General features: G+C 33.6%; 16 protein-coding genes and 5 tRNA genes. All 21 read left to right on the forward strand.

The features are described 5' to 3' along the window. Positions 1–27: 27 nt before the first annotated feature. The 21 genes from AX016_RS08055 to rplL all read left to right on the forward strand — a co-directional run bounded on the left by AX016_RS08055 (position 28) and on the right by rplL (position 13,815). Complete coding sequence (locus AX016_RS08055) at positions 28–1,311, forward strand: DUF2851 family protein (protein WP_100895122.1); 1,284 nt, start codon at positions 28–30, stop codon at positions 1,309–1,311. 9 nt (positions 1,312–1,320) lie between these two features. Continuing rightward, the gene (locus AX016_RS08060; protein ID WP_072304946.1) at positions 1,321–1,548 is read left to right on the forward strand and encodes a PspC domain-containing protein; all 228 of its coding nucleotides are present in this window, start codon (positions 1,321–1,323) and stop codon (positions 1,546–1,548) included. Between the two features lie 75 nt (positions 1,549–1,623). Beyond that, the gene (locus tag AX016_RS08065; RefSeq protein ID WP_100895123.1) at positions 1,624–2,637 is read left to right on the forward strand and encodes a potassium channel family protein; all 1,014 of its coding nucleotides are present in this window, start codon (positions 1,624–1,626) and stop codon (positions 2,635–2,637) included. Between the two features lie 81 nt (positions 2,638–2,718). Beyond that, on the forward strand, positions 2,719–4,791 hold the full coding sequence (locus AX016_RS08070) for an amino acid carrier protein (RefSeq protein WP_100895124.1): 2,073 nt from the start codon (positions 2,719–2,721) through the stop codon (positions 4,789–4,791). 8 nt (positions 4,792–4,799) lie between these two features. Then, positions 4,800–5,675 carry a ComEA family DNA-binding protein gene (locus AX016_RS08075; protein WP_100895125.1) on the forward strand — a complete coding sequence of 292 codons (876 nt, stop codon included), beginning with the start codon at positions 4,800–4,802 and terminating at the stop codon, positions 5,673–5,675. A 12-nt stretch (positions 5,676–5,687) separates the two neighbouring features. Then, on the forward strand, positions 5,688–6,857 hold the full coding sequence (locus AX016_RS08080; RefSeq protein WP_100895126.1) for an acyl-CoA dehydrogenase family protein: 1,170 nt from the start codon (positions 5,688–5,690) through the stop codon (positions 6,855–6,857). A 268-nt stretch (positions 6,858–7,125) separates the two neighbouring features. Beyond that, positions 7,126–7,320 carry a 30S ribosomal protein S21 gene (rpsU, locus tag AX016_RS08085; RefSeq protein WP_013620117.1) on the forward strand — a complete coding sequence of 65 codons (195 nt, stop codon included), beginning with the start codon at positions 7,126–7,128 and terminating at the stop codon, positions 7,318–7,320. A 114-nt stretch (positions 7,321–7,434) separates the two neighbouring features. Further along, positions 7,435–8,325 (forward strand): tyrosine-type recombinase/integrase, encoded by an 891-nt coding sequence (locus AX016_RS08090; RefSeq protein WP_100895127.1) that lies wholly within the window; start codon positions 7,435–7,437, stop codon positions 8,323–8,325. A gap of 47 nt (positions 8,326–8,372) precedes the next feature. Next, positions 8,373–8,669, forward strand: a complete 297-nt coding sequence (gene hpf / locus AX016_RS08095) for a ribosome hibernation-promoting factor, HPF/YfiA family (RefSeq protein WP_100895128.1) — start codon at positions 8,373–8,375, stop codon at positions 8,667–8,669. A gap of 108 nt (positions 8,670–8,777) precedes the next feature. Continuing rightward, positions 8,778–8,851, forward strand: a tRNA-Thr gene (locus AX016_RS08100). Between the two features lie 84 nt (positions 8,852–8,935). Continuing rightward, positions 8,936–9,017: transfer RNA gene (locus tag AX016_RS08105), tRNA-Tyr, on the forward strand. 100 nt (positions 9,018–9,117) lie between these two features. Continuing rightward, positions 9,118–9,190: transfer RNA gene (locus AX016_RS08110), tRNA-Gly, on the forward strand. Positions 9,191–9,364: 174 nt separating this feature from the next. Continuing rightward, a tRNA-Thr gene (locus AX016_RS08115) sits at positions 9,365–9,436 on the forward strand. A gap of 53 nt (positions 9,437–9,489) precedes the next feature. Next, positions 9,490–10,677 carry an elongation factor Tu gene (gene tuf / locus AX016_RS08120; RefSeq protein ID WP_100895129.1) on the forward strand — a complete coding sequence of 396 codons (1,188 nt, stop codon included), beginning with the start codon at positions 9,490–9,492 and terminating at the stop codon, positions 10,675–10,677. A gap of 65 nt (positions 10,678–10,742) precedes the next feature. Next, positions 10,743–10,815 (forward strand) — tRNA-Trp (locus AX016_RS08125). 57 nt (positions 10,816–10,872) lie between these two features. Then, entirely contained in the window at positions 10,873–11,061 is a 189-nt protein-coding gene (gene secE / locus AX016_RS08130; protein WP_100895130.1) for a preprotein translocase subunit SecE, read from the forward strand. 14 nt (positions 11,062–11,075) lie between these two features. Then, positions 11,076–11,627: a transcription termination/antitermination protein NusG gene (nusG, locus tag AX016_RS08135; RefSeq protein ID WP_100895131.1), complete on the forward strand. Its 552-nt coding sequence runs from the start codon at positions 11,076–11,078 to the stop codon at positions 11,625–11,627. 72 nt (positions 11,628–11,699) lie between these two features. Further along, positions 11,700–12,137: a 50S ribosomal protein L11 gene (rplK, locus tag AX016_RS08140; protein ID WP_013620111.1), complete on the forward strand. Its 438-nt coding sequence runs from the start codon at positions 11,700–11,702 to the stop codon at positions 12,135–12,137. Between the two features lie 20 nt (positions 12,138–12,157). After that, positions 12,158–12,850 (forward strand): 50S ribosomal protein L1, encoded by a 693-nt coding sequence (gene rplA / locus AX016_RS08145; RefSeq protein WP_100895132.1) that lies wholly within the window; start codon positions 12,158–12,160, stop codon positions 12,848–12,850. Between the two features lie 22 nt (positions 12,851–12,872). After that, entirely contained in the window at positions 12,873–13,388 is a 516-nt protein-coding gene (gene rplJ, locus AX016_RS08150; RefSeq protein WP_100895133.1) for a 50S ribosomal protein L10, read from the forward strand. A 49-nt stretch (positions 13,389–13,437) separates the two neighbouring features. Beyond that, positions 13,438–13,815: a 50S ribosomal protein L7/L12 gene (rplL, locus tag AX016_RS08155; protein WP_100895134.1), complete on the forward strand. Its 378-nt coding sequence runs from the start codon at positions 13,438–13,440 to the stop codon at positions 13,813–13,815. Positions 13,816–13,886 lie beyond the last annotated feature (71 nt).

Here is a 13,886-nt window from a genome sequence, read left to right on the forward strand (position 1 = left end):
TAGTAAGCAAACAATTTTAATATAGTTATGCGTGAAGACCTTTTACATTTTATATGGAAATATAAAAAAATACAATTAAAAGGCTTGCAAACAACAAAGGGAGACGCAATTACAATTACGTCTGTTGGCACGCATAACTATAATGAAGGGCCAGACTTTTTTAATGCGCAATTAAAAATAGGAAACCAGCTTTGGGCAGGTAATGTAGAAATACACATAAACGCATCAGACTGGTATGCCCACAATCATGAGAAAGATAAAAATTACGACAATGTAATTTTACACGTTGTTTGGCAAGAAGATGCTACAGTTTTTAGGCCAGACAACTCAGAAATTCCTACGCTTGTTTTAAAAGACTATATTCCTTTACATATTTTAAATAATTACAAGCAATTATTTTCTTCAAAGAACCAAAAATTTATCAATTGCGAAAAAGACGTAGCGACAGTAGATTCTTTTTTAATGCAAAATTGGTTAGATCGTTTGTATTTTGAGCGTTTAGAGCAAAAATCAATCTTAATACAACAACTTTTAACAGATTCTAATAACAATTGGGAGCATGTGCTTTTTGCTTTATTGATGAAAAATTTTGGCTCTGCAATAAATGGAGAGTCGTTTTTGCAACTTGCAAAAAATATAGATTTTAGTGTTTTAAAAAAAGTAAGTGTAAAACCATTACACGCAGAAAGCCTTTTGTTTGGTATGTCTGGTTTGTTACAAAATGATGAAATTTTAGATAACTACTATTTAGAGTTGAAAAAAGAATATGCTTTTTTAGCGCATAAATTTAATTTTACTATTCATGATCAGGTTTCAGTAGCTTTTTTTAAATTAAGACCAACCAATTTTCCTACAATACGTTTATCTCAATTATGTGCTTTGTATGGTAAGCATCAAACTTTATTTGCAAAACTAATGCAAGCAAAAACAGTAGATCAAATTTATGATCTATGTAATGTTGTAGCTAGTAATTATTGGGATAATCATTATACGTTTGGTAAAGAATCTAAGGTTAGTAAAAAAAGACTAACCAAGTCTTTTGTAAATTTATTAATAATTAACACCATTTTACCTTTGCGCTTTTGTTATTCTAAATATGTGGGTAAAGATGATAATGAAAATATTTTGGAAATAAGTACTGCTTTAGATAAAGAGCAAAATAGTATTGTTTCGGGCTTTAAAAATATAAAGCTTAATGTGCAAAACGCAAAAGATAGTCAGGCTGTTTTGCAATTGTATAAAATGTATTGTACAAAAAATAAATGCTTGCAATGTGCTGTTGGTAGTAGTTTATTAAGTAGAAATGGTTAATTTTATGGTATGAAATTTTTCTATAACATTTTATACTATTTTCAAAAACGAGGTTTTGAGGTTTGTAGGCGTATTGCAGAGCGTTTTGGTATACGAGCGCGTATTGTGCGTACATCTTTTATTTACCTAACTTTTGCAACCTTAGGGTTTGGTTTTGCATTGTATTTGTTTTTGGCTTTTTGGTTAAAAATTAAAGACCTGCTGTACACTAAAAGAACTTCTGTATTTGACTTGTAACAATACAATACCTTTTAAAAGAAAATTGTTGCAAAAAAGCAACCAATATCTTTGTAATTAACATCATAATATTAAGTGAAGCTTTTAAAACTATTTAGGTCCAAAATTTATATAGCGCAGCTATTAATTGTTTCTATTTTAGTAATAGGAGTCTTGGGTTACAGGTATATATCTAATTATAGTTGGATGGAAGCTGTGTATATGACAGTAATTACAATGGCAACAGTTGGTTTTTCAGAGGTAAAACCCTTAGATACGCCATCTAAAATTTTTACTATATTTTTAATAATATCTAGTGTTTTTATTGTTGCTTATGCAATATCTGTGGTTACAGAATATGTTTTAGGTAAAAATTCTTTACAAATTTTAAAAAAGAAGCGTGTGAAAAATAAAATAAAAGATTTTTCTGGTCATATTATTATTTGTGGTTACGGAAGAAACGGTGCGCAAGCAGCAGAACGTCTAAGTAGTTATAAGAGACCTTTTGTAGTTATAGAGAAAGACAAAGAAGTAATTGAAAAGTATGAAGAAGACATTCTTTTTATTGAGGGTGATGCCACGGATGATGAATCTTTGATAGAGGCAGGTGTAGCTAAAGCAAAATATTTAATTACAGCAATGCCAGATGATGCATCAAATTTATTTGTAGTGTTATCTAGTAGGCAATTAAACAAAAATCTTTTTATTATTAGCAGGGCCTCGTTGGTAAACTCAGAACGCAAATTAATATTAGCAGGAGCGGATAAAGTTATAATGCCAGATAAAATAGGTGGTGATCATATGGCATCTTTAGTGGTAATGCCAGATTTAATTAGTTTTTTAGATAAGCTTTCTACAGAGGGTAAACACACCACAACTTTAGAAGAAATTGCTATAGAGGATTTAACAGATAACATAACAAGTAACTCTATAAGAGATTTAGATTTAAGAAAAAGAACAGGTTGTACTATAATAGGTTACATTGCTCCTGATGGTGAATATATTATTAATCCAGAAGCTAATTTGCAGCTAGAATCTAAAAGTAAAGTTATAGTTTTGGGTAGGCCAGAGCAAATTATGAAATTGAATGAAATCTTCCAGATTGATTGATAATTTAATGAAAATTCCTTGATTGAGTTGATTATTTTTTGGATATTGCTGCCCTAACTAACTCAAAAAATTCAATCAACGATGAAGAAATACCTATATTTTCTTTCTTTTATTATGTCTATGTCTGTTTTTGCTCAGGATTTTAGCGTAGAAGGAAAAGTTTTTAATCCCTCAAATTCTATTAATGATGGAGTGATTAAGTTAGAGGTAAGCGGAGGAGAAGCCCCTTATACCTATAAATGGAGTAACCAGAGCACTCCTTTAAGCTCAAATAAGGCAACAGGATTAGTAGAAGGTATATCTTATACCTGTATAATTTCAGATTCTAGTGGTAAAAGTGTAACTAAAGTTTTTACTGTAGAATCAGAAGCAATTACCGAAGTTTTTAACGGTACCATGACTCCAGCTGTAAGTGCTTTGGGGTCTGTTTTGTTTTGGGACCCTTTTGCTGCTATTGGTATTTATGATCCTGTAGTGTATGCAGACTCTAAAAGAGTTGGTATTCCTAATTGGTCTCCTGAATTAGACGATAAGTTTACATTAAAAAAATGGCTTAAATCTAACGGAGAAAAAGTAAAGCAAGGAGAGCCAATAGCTGTTTTGTCTAATAATGCTGGTGAGGAAATAAGCATAAAAGCTTTAGCAAACGGTACTTTAGATCAAATTACTAAAGAGGGTAATGTTGTTTACAACTCAGAAAATAAAGAACACGTAATAGAACAAGGTGCTCACTATTTTGCAGAAATTAATTATGATGAGCCAATTGTATTAACACATCCAAACGGAGATCCTTTAACTAAACCAATTTCTTTTATTGTTATTTGGTTAGTATTGGGAGCTACTTTCTTTACTGTAAGAATGGGCTTTATTAATATTCGTGGATTTGGACATGCATTAGAATTAGCAAAAGGTAAATATGATGATCCAGACGCTCCAGGTCAGGTAACTCACTTTCAGGCATTAGCTACTGCGGTATCTGGTACTGTAGGTTTGGGTAACATTGCTGGTGTAGCTGTAGCGGTATCTTTGGGTGGCGCAGGTGCTACTTTTTGGATGATAGTATGTGGTTTATTAGGAATGTCTTCAAAATTTGTAGAATGTACTTTAGGTGTAAAGTATAGAGATATTTTACCTGATGGTAGGGTGTTTGGAGGTCCAATGAACTATTTGCGTTACGGGCTAGAAAAAAGAAATATGAAAGGACTAGGTAAAGTGCTTGCAGGTTTGTTTGCAGTATTGGCAGTTGGTGCTTCTTTTGGTGGCGGTAATATGTTCCAAGCTAATCAATCTTTTGAGCAGTTAGCGGGTCAATTTCCTGCACTTGCTGGTAACGGATTTTGGTTTGGTATTGTAACAGCAATATTAGTTGGTGTTGTTATTATTGGTGGTATTAATAGTATTGCTAAAGTAACTGGTAAAATTGTACCGGTTATGGCGTCTATATATGTTGTAGCTGCTTTAGCGGTAATTGTAATGAATATTCAAAATATTGGACCTGCTTTTTCTGCAATAGTAGAAGGTGCGTTTAGTCCGTCTGCCTTAAAAGGTGGTGTAATAGGTGTATTGGTTGTAGGTTTTCAGAGAGCAGCATTCTCTAATGAAGCTGGTGTGGGCTCTGCAGCAATTGCGCATAGTACAGCAAAAACAAATAATCCTCCGTCAGAAGGTTTTGTAGCTCTTTTAGAGCCTTTTATAGATACTGTAGTGGTTTGTACATTAACTGCATTAGTATTAATATTTACTGGTATGCACGAAGTAGAAGGTATGGCTGGTGCACAATTAACATCAGATGCTTTTGGTAGTCAAATTTCTTGGTTTCCATATGTACTTGCATTGGCTGTTTTCTTATTTGCATTTTCTACAATGATTTCTTGGTCTTATTACGGTATGCGTGCTTGGACTTACTTATTTGGAAAAAGTAAAAGAACAGAATTTATTTATAAGATGTTTTTCTTAGTATTTGTTGTAATAGGAGCTTCGGTTAGTTTAGGGGCAGTGTTAGATTTTTCAGATATGATGATTTTGGCAATGTCTTTTCCTAATATAATTGGTTTGTATATTATGTCTGGTGAGGTTAAAAAAGATCTATCAGAATACTTTAGAAAATTAAAATCTAACCAACTGTTTAAAAAGCAGATGGTAGAAAAGAAATAAAAGTTATAATGAAGAATTTTAAATCCCACTTTCGGTTTGATAAAGACCAGCAGAGTGGGATTTTCTTTTTGTTATTATTTATTGTAATTCTTCAGGTTGTTTATTACGCTGTTTCTAATGGTTTATTTTCTTCTTCAGAAAACAGTCTTACACATAGTAAGGAACTGCAGGCTACAATAGATTCTTTAAAAAATCAATCTATAGAAAAAAATACATTTAAGTTGTATCCTTTTAACCCTAATTATATATCAGATTATAAAGGGTATACTTTAGGAATGTCTATAGAGGAAATAGATAAGCTACACGCCTATAGAGCAACAAATAAATATGTAAATTCTGTAGCAGATTTTAAGCGTGTAACAAACGTATCAGACTCATTGTTAAATAGCATGTCTCCTTATTTTAAATTTCCAGATTGGAAAACTTCAAAATTTAATAAAAAATTAGTTGTTGCTAACAAGTCAACTAAAAGTATCAATTATATAGTTAAGGATATTAATAAAGCCACAGCAATAGACTTGCAAGTAGTAAATGGTATTGGAGAAAAATTATCTGCCAGAATAGTAAAGTTTAGAGATAGGTTAGGTGGTTTTGTAGTTGATGAGCAGTTACAAGATGTTTACGGGCTAGAGCCAGAAGTTGTAAAGCGACTTGCAAAGCAATTTAAAGTGCTTAATAAACCAAATGTTGTTCCTATTAATATAAATGAGGCTAGTGCTTATGAAATAGCTAAGCTTGTTTATATAAAATACAATGTTGCTAAAGCTATTGTGTCTTATAGAGAAGCAAACGGAAGATTTACATCTTTTAACGATTTAGTAAATATTGAGGGTTTTACTGTGAATAAGATTGATAGAATTAAGTTATATTTGAGCATTGATTAAAAAACAACAGGTATGGCAGGTATGTACTTCACAGAAGAGCATCAATTATTTAGAGAAAGTTTAAAAGAATTTTTAAAAAAAGAAGTTGTTCCTAACATAGATAAGTGGGAAGAGTCTGGTACTATAGATCGTTCTATTTGGAAAAAATTTGGAGATATGGGCTATTTTGGCTTGGCGTCACCAGAAGAGTACGGAGGGTTAGACTTAGATCTTTTTTATACGATTATTTTTTTAGAAGAATTACAAAAGATTAACTCTGGAGGATTTGCCGCTGCAATGTGGGCACACGCGTACTTGGCAATGACACACGTTAATAAAGAAGGGGATAATGCTATTAAGGATAACTATTTAACGGCGAGTATTGCTGGTGAAAAAATAGGATGTTTATGTGTTTCTGAGCCTTTTGGAGGTAGTGATGTTGCTGGTATGAGGACTACTGCAGAAAAAAAAGGTGATACCTATATTTTAAACGGTTCTAAAACTTTTATTACTAACGGGGTTTACGCAGACTATATGGTTGTTGCGGCTAAAACAAGTCCTGAATTAGGTAATAAGGGTATTAGTATTTTTATGGTGGATAAAGAAACAGCAGGTGTATCTGCATCTAAGTTAAATAAACTTGGATGGAGAGCGTCTGATACCGCAGAAATAGCTTTTGACAATGTAACCATACCTGCATCTAATTTAATGGGAGAAGAAGGAAAAGGCTTTTCGTATATTATGCAGCACTTTGCCTTAGAGAGGTTAATAATGGGAGTTAATGCGCATGCAAGAGCAGAATTTGCTTTGGATTATGCACGTCAATACATGTCAGAGCGTACTACATTTGGTAAAACAATAGATAAATACCAGGCGCTTCGTCATACATACTCAGATTTATATGCAGATATGGAGATTTGTAGAGAGTATAACTATTCTGTAGCTTACAGGCTAAACAAAGGAGAGTACGTTGTAAAAGAAGCTACAATATCTAAGCTTAAGTCTACAAAAATGGCAGATGAGGTTATTTACGGATGTTTGCAGTTTTTAGGGGGTTATGGTTATATGGAAGATTACCCTATGGCTAGGATGCTTAGAGATAGTAGGCTTGGTCCTATTGGTGGTGGCACTAGTGAAATCTTGAGGGAGATTATTGCTAAAATGGTAATAGATAAGAAGGAATATAAGCCAGCAACAAAATAGGTTTACCAATTTTAGCAAAAATAATTTCCAAGAGATTATTGCTAAAATGGTAATAGATAAGAAGGAGTATAAACCAGCAACAAAATAGTTTTTACCAATTTTAGCAAAAAAAAATCCAAGAGACTATTGATTAACGGGGTTATAGAAACTAAGGTTTGACTGTATTTTTCAAAGAAAAAACAGAATAAATAAATAAGTAGTTGTTAATTATAAATTAGTTTATATATTTGCAATCTTAAAAATCACAAAAGAGAGGAGGTTATTGCCCATGTTAATTATACCAGTAAAAGAAGGAGAGAATATAGATAGAGCACTTAAGCGTTTCAAGCGTAAGTTTGATAGAACAGGTGGAATGCGTCAGTTAAGAAAGCGTCAACAGTTTTCAAAGCCGTCAGTTGTTCGTAGAGCTCAAATCCAAAAAGCACAATACGTACAAGGATTAAGAGATCAAGAAGAAGTATAATTCTTTAAGATTTAATTCTTAGTATTTTAGTATAAATCCTATTTAGGTTGATATTTTTCAATCTAAATAGGATTTTTTTATTGTCTAAAGTTAAAGCTGTATCTTTAATTTATTATGTCATTAGAAGCATTTATATCATACTTGTCGCTAGAGAAAAACTATTCTCATCATACTGTAACAGCTTATGCAAAAGATATAAGCGTGTTTGTAGAATTTTGTGAACTTAATTATCAATTAAGCTCTATAGATGATGTGCCCTATGTTTTTATTCGTAACTGGATTATAGTTTTGGTGTCAGATGGGTTATCAAATAGGTCTGTAAATAGAAAAATAGCTTCTTTAAAGGCGTATTATAAATTTCTTCAAAAAATAGGTCGTATAGAAGTGCATCCTTTGGTGAAACATAAAGCCTTAAAAACATCTAAGAAAATAGAAATACCGTTCTCTTTTGAAGAGGTGGAAAAAGCCTTGAATGCGGTGAATTTTAATACTGATTTTGAGGGGGTAAGAGATAAGTTAATAATTGGCCTGTTATATGCTACGGGTATAAGGCGTATAGAGCTTGTTAATTTAAAGGTTAAAGATTTAGATCTAAAAGGTAAAACAATAAAGGTTTTAGGTAAAAGAAATAAAGAGCGTATAGTGCCACTGGCTCCATTTGTTTGTCCTTGGGTGGCATTTTATTTGGACAGTAGGGAGGCGTTACCTGTAATAAACGATAAAGAGTCTCTGTTTCTGTTAAAAACAGGAGTTAAAGTGTATGAAAGCCTTGTGTATAGAATAATAAATCGCTATTTTAGTAAGGTCTCTTCTAAGCAAAAAAATAGTCCGCATATACTTAGACATACATTTGCGACTCATTTGTTGAATGAAGGGGCGGATTTAAATTCAGTAAAAGAATTGTTAGGGCACTCAAGCTTGGCATCTACTCAAGTGTATACACATAACAGTATAGCGGAACTAAAAAAAGTACATTTGGCTGCTCACCCTAGAAATAAAAAATAACAAATCTTATTGATGCTGATATTGTTTAATTAAAAAAAACTTCTCTTATGAAAGTAAACACCCAATCAGTTAATTTTAATGCAAATGAAGATTTAATGTCTTTTGTACAGGTCAGATTAGATAAGCTAGAAACCTTTTATGATAAAGTAATAAGTTCGGATGTTTATTTAAAAGTTGAGAATACAAGTTCTAAAGAAAATAAGATTGTAGAGATCAAAATTAGGGTACCTAAGGAAAATATTATGGTAAAAAAACAATGTAAGTCTTTTGAGGAGGCAATTGACTCTGCTTGCAATTCTATTGAAAGACAGCTTGTTAAAAGAAAAGAAAAATTAAGGGTGTAATTTTTTTTAATTTTTTTTAAAAAATGTTTTGAAAAACTAAAAACTAGTTATACATTTGCAGTCCGTTAGAAATAGCGGGCTTTTTTAAAGCAAAAAAGTAAGGCAAAAGCCGATGTAGCTCAGCTGGCTAGAGCAGCTGATTTGTAATCAGCAGGTCGTGGGTTCGAGTCCCTCCATCGGCTCTAAATTTTGAAAAGTTAGTCTTGATTTTACAATGTGAAATCAAGCTTTTTTAAAAGTTCTTTTGATACTGAAAAAAAAGTTTTGGGGAGATACTCAAGCGGCCAACGAGGGCAGACTGTAAATCTGCTGACTACGTCTTCGCAGGTTCGAATCCTGCTCTCCCCACAATAAGTTAAAGCAAAATAAAATTAGGTTGTTTTGTTTGAAATAATGAAAGTTGTGAGTTTCTAAAATTTTTCAGAGATTTGCAAAAAAAAATAAGAATGCGAGAGTAGCTCAGTTGGTAGAGCGTCAGCCTTCCAAGCTGAATGTCGCCGGTTCGAACCCGGTCTCTCGCTCTAAGTTTTTCTTAAGTGTTAAAGTTTAAGAAGAAGTTGTGTAAGAATATATTTTGAAGTTGATTTTTTGAAGATGAAAATATGTTTTTATAGACAGCGATGTCATTCCTGATTATAGGCATTGGTTTTTAAGTTATTTGTAAAGAATAGCGATTAAATTAAAGAACGTTTTACGCCGGTGTAGCTCAGGGGTAGAGCGTTTCCTTGGTAAGGAAGAGGTCACGAGTTCAAATCTCGTCATTGGCTCAAGAAGTATAATTTGTACACTAATATATAACTAAGATTAAAACTCATTAAACATGGCAAAGGAAACTTTTGATCGTTCCAAACCGCACTTAAATATAGGTACTATTGGACACGTGGATCACGGTAAAACTACTTTAACTGCTGCTATTACTACAGTATTGGCAAATGCAGGTCTTTCTGAATTAAGAAGTTTCGATTCTATCGATAACGCTCCTGAGGAAAAAGAAAGAGGTATAACAATTAATACTTCTCACGTAGAGTATTCAACTGCTAACCGTCACTATGCACACGTAGATTGTCCAGGTCACGCGGATTACGTTAAGAATATGGTGACTGGTGCTGCTCAGATGGATGGTGCTATACTTGTAGTTGCTGCAACTGATGGTCCAATGCCACAAACACGTGAGCACATCTTATTAGGTCGTCAGGTAGGTATTCCAAGAATCGTTGTTTTCTTAAACAAGGTTGATATGGTTGATGATGAGGAGCTTTTAGAGCTTGTTGAGATGGAAGTAAGAGAATTACTTTCTTTTTATGAGTATGATGGTGATAATGGACCTGTTGTTTCTGGTTCTGCTTTAGGTGCACTTAATGGTGAGCAAAAATGGGTAGATACAGTAATGGAGCTTATGGCTGCTGTTGATGACTGGATCGAATTACCAAAGCGTGATGTAGATAAAGATTTCTTAATGCCTGTTGAGGATGTATTTACAATTACAGGTCGTGGAACTGTTGCAACTGGTCGTATAGAGACTGGTGTTGCAAATACAGGTGATGCTGTTGATATTATTGGTATGGGTGCTGAGAAATTAGCTTCTACTATTACTGGTGTTGAGATGTTCCGTAAGATATTAGATAGAGGTGAAGCTGGAGATAACGTAGGTATCTTATTAAGAGGTATTGAAAAATCTCAAATCAGTAGAGGTATGGTAATCTGTAAGCCAGGTTCTGTTAAGCCACACTCTAAGTTTGAGGCTGAGGTTTATATCTTGAAGAAAGAAGAAGGTGGTCGTCACACGCCATTCCATAACAACTACCGTCCACAGTTCTACGTAAGAACAACGGATGTAACAGGAACAATTAATCTTCCTTCAGGTGTTGAGATGGTTATGCCTGGTGATAACTTAACTATTACAGTAGAATTATTATCTCCTATTGCACTTAGTGAAGGTTTACGTTTTGCGATCCGTGAGGGTGGTAGAACAGTAGGTGCTGGTCAGGTAACTAAGATCATAGAATAGGTCTAAAATAAGTAAATTACATTGAGGGTGTCCTGCCGAGGTAGGATACCTTTCAATGTAAATATACGGGCGTAGCTCAGTTGGTAGAGCACTGGTCTCCAAAACCAGGTGTCGGGAGTTCGAGTCTCTCCGCCCGTGCATATAGATAGGAATTGCGTTTCCTTTCGTTTTTAAATAATAAAGTAAAACATTCGCATGCTAACATATATTAAAGAATCAGTAGAAGAACTTAGAAATAATGTTACGTGGCCAACAAAAGCAGATGCATCTAACCTTATGGTTGTTGTAGCTGTTTTTACTATTTTGTTTGCCTTGGCAACTTGGGGTGTAGATGAGCTTTTTAGTAAAGCTGTTAAGTTTTATTTTGATAAAGTAATAAACTAATTATCCCACGTACTATGTCAGAAGTGTTAGAAAAAAAATGGTATGTAGTAAGGGCTGTAAGTGGTCAAGAAAACAAAATTAAGGGTTACATCGAGAGTGAAGTAGCTAGATTAGGTTTTTCTGATTATTTAGAGGATGTTTTAGTTCCTACAGAAAAAGTGGTTCAGGTTCGTAACGGAAAAAAAGTAAACAAAGAAAAAGTTTATTTTCCTGGGTACATAATGGTAAAAGCTAATTTAGGAGGAGAAATGGTGCATATCATCAGGTCAATAACTAATGTAATTGGTTTTTTAGGAGAAGTTAAAGGTGGTGATCCAGTCCCTTTAAGAAAATCAGAAGTAAATCGTATGTTAGGAAAAGTTGATGAGCTAGCTGTGACTACAGATAGTGTTGCTATTCCTTTTGTATTAGGAGAAACAATAAAGGTTGTTGATGGGCCTTTTAATGGTTTTAATGGAACTGTTGAGAAGATCAATGAAGAAAAGCGTAAGCTTGAGGTGATGGTTAAGATTTTCGGAAGAAAAACCCCATTAGAGTTAAGTTATATGCAAGTTGAAAAAGTATAATAAGAACTGTTACATAGCAAAAATGTGTGTTGCTTCCGAATAGCATATATTTTTCGAATTTAATTTTATACAATGGCAAAAGAAGTAAGTAAAGTAGTTAAACTACAAGTTAGGGGAGGTGCAGCGAATCCATCGCCACCGGTTGGACCCGCTTTAGGTGCTGCCGGAGTTAACATCATGGAGTTCTGTAAGCAATTTAATGCGCGTACACAGGACAAACAAGGTAAGGTTTTACCAGTTGTTATCACGGTATTTAAAGATAAGTCTTTTGACTTTATCGTTAAGACACCGCCAGCGGCAGTTCAGCTTTTAGAGGCAGCTAAGATAAAGAAAGGATCTGGCGAACCTAACAGAAACAAAGTGGCAAGTGTATCTTGGGACCAAGTTAAGCAAATTGCAGAAGACAAAATGGTAGATTTAAATGCATTTACAGTAGAGTCGGCAATGAGTATGATAGCAGGTACCGCAAGATCTATGGGTTTAAAAGTTTCAGGTACTAGACCTTTTTAAAATCTTAAAAGCAATTTAAAATGGCGAAATTAACAAAAAAGCAAAAAGACGCTTACGCAAAGATAGATAAGAATAAACTTTATTCTTTGGAAGAAGCATCTGCTTTAATAAAAGAAATAACTAATACAAAATTTGATTCATCTGTTGATGTTGCAGTTCGTTTGGGTGTAGATCCTAGAAAAGCAAATCAAATGGTACGTGGGGTTGTAACATTACCACACGGAACAGGTAAAGATGTTAAAGTTTTGGCTTTAGTAACTCCAGATAAGGAAGCAGAAGCTAAAGAAGCTGGTGCGGATTATGTTGGGTTAGATGAATATTTGGATAAAATTAAAAGCGGTTGGACAGATGTTGATGTAATTATCACTATGCCAAGTGTAATGGGTAAACTAGGACCTTTAGGTAGAGTTTTAGGGCCAAGAGGTTTAATGCCTAATCCAAAAACAGGAACAGTTACTATGGATATTGCTAAGGCTGTATCTGAAGTTAAAGCTGGTAAAATTGATTTTAAAGTTGATAAAACAGGTATTGTGCATGCTGCTATCGGGAAAGTTTCTTTTTCAGAAGATAAGATCGCGGAGAATGCAAAAGAATTGTTTGATACGCTTAATAAATTAAAGCCTACTGCTGCAAAAGGTGTTTACGTAAAAAGCGTTTACCTATCTAGTACAATGAGCCCAAGTGTTCAATTAGATCCAAAAGTAGTAGCGTAACTGTTGCTTTAAAGTTTATATTATGACAAAAGAAGAAAAATTAAACGTAATAGAAGATTTAACTTCACAGTTAGCTGAAAATGCAACCATTTACTTGGCTGATATTTCTGGTTTAGATGCTGTAGCTACTTCTGACTTAAGAAGAGCTTGTTTTAAAGCAGGTGTTAAACTTTCAGTTATTAAGAATACATTGCTGGCAAAGGCAATGGAAGCTTCGGATAAAGATTTTGGAGAACTTCCAGAGGTATTAAAAGGTAATACTTCTTTAATGTTTTCTGAAACTAGTAATGCACCAGCAAAATTAATAAAGAACTTCAGAAAAAAATCTGATAAGCCTTTATTAAAAGGAGCATTCATTGAAGAAGAAGTATATGTAGGAGATGATCAATTAGATGCTTTAGTTAGCATTAAGTCTAAAGAAGAAGTTATTGGCGATATTATTGGATTGTTACAATCACCAGCTAAAAATGTTATTTCTGGACTTAAATCTGGTGGTGGTAAAATCGCTGGAATTCTTAAGACATTATCCGAAAAGTAGTACGCACTAAAAACAATTATATTTTAAAAATTTATTAAACGATAGAAAAATGGCAGATTTAAAAGATTTCGCAGAACAATTAGTTAACTTAACTGTAAAAGAAGTAAATGAGTTAGCAAATATATTAAAAGATGAGTACGGTATTGAGCCTGCTGCTGCTGCAGTAGCTGTTGCTGCTGGTGGTGGAGCTGCTGGTGGTGAAGCTGCAGATGAGCAAACTGAGTTTGATGTTGTATTAAAAGCAGCTGGTTCTTCTAAGTTAGCAGTTGTAAAATTAGTTAAGGAATTAACTGGTTTAGGTTTAAAAGATGCTAAAGACATCGTAGATAGCGCACCAAAAGCTGTTAAAGAAGGTGTTTCTAAAGACGAAGCTGAAGGTATCAAAAAATCTTTAGAAGAAGCAGGAGCGGAAGTTGAGCTTAAATAATAGCAACAACCATAACGTTTTTGGGATAGGTCTTTACGCTTTATGCGTATAGACCTAATCCCATTTTTATA

Source organism: Cellulophaga sp. RHA19 (genome assembly GCF_002813425.1).
GTDB lineage: Bacteria > Bacteroidota > Bacteroidia > Flavobacteriales > Flavobacteriaceae > Cellulophaga.

Coding starts and splice junctions, on each gene's coding strand:
- nusG (WP_100895131.1), top strand. CDS start 11,076: ATGTCAGAAGTGTTAGAAAAAAAATGGTATGTAGTAAGGGCTGTAAGT.
- AX016_RS08055 (WP_100895122.1), top strand. CDS start 28: ATGCGTGAAGACCTTTTACATTTTATATGGAAATATAAAAAAATACAA.
- AX016_RS08090 (WP_100895127.1), top strand. CDS start 7,435: ATGTCATTAGAAGCATTTATATCATACTTGTCGCTAGAGAAAAACTAT.
- rplA (WP_100895132.1), top strand. CDS start 12,158: ATGGCGAAATTAACAAAAAAGCAAAAAGACGCTTACGCAAAGATAGAT.
- rplL (WP_100895134.1), top strand. CDS start 13,438: ATGGCAGATTTAAAAGATTTCGCAGAACAATTAGTTAACTTAACTGTA.
- AX016_RS08060 (WP_072304946.1), top strand. CDS start 1,321: ATGAAATTTTTCTATAACATTTTATACTATTTTCAAAAACGAGGTTTT.
- rplJ (WP_100895133.1), top strand. CDS start 12,873: ATGACAAAAGAAGAAAAATTAAACGTAATAGAAGATTTAACTTCACAG.
- AX016_RS08080 (WP_100895126.1), top strand. CDS start 5,688: ATGGCAGGTATGTACTTCACAGAAGAGCATCAATTATTTAGAGAAAGT.
- rplK (WP_013620111.1), top strand. CDS start 11,700: ATGGCAAAAGAAGTAAGTAAAGTAGTTAAACTACAAGTTAGGGGAGGT.
- rpsU (WP_013620117.1), top strand. CDS start 7,126: ATGTTAATTATACCAGTAAAAGAAGGAGAGAATATAGATAGAGCACTT.
- AX016_RS08070 (WP_100895124.1), top strand. CDS start 2,719: ATGAAGAAATACCTATATTTTCTTTCTTTTATTATGTCTATGTCTGTT.
- AX016_RS08075 (WP_100895125.1), top strand. CDS start 4,800: ATGAAGAATTTTAAATCCCACTTTCGGTTTGATAAAGACCAGCAGAGT.
- tuf (WP_100895129.1), top strand. CDS start 9,490: ATGGCAAAGGAAACTTTTGATCGTTCCAAACCGCACTTAAATATAGGT.
- hpf (WP_100895128.1), top strand. CDS start 8,373: ATGAAAGTAAACACCCAATCAGTTAATTTTAATGCAAATGAAGATTTA.
- secE (WP_100895130.1), top strand. CDS start 10,873: ATGCTAACATATATTAAAGAATCAGTAGAAGAACTTAGAAATAATGTT.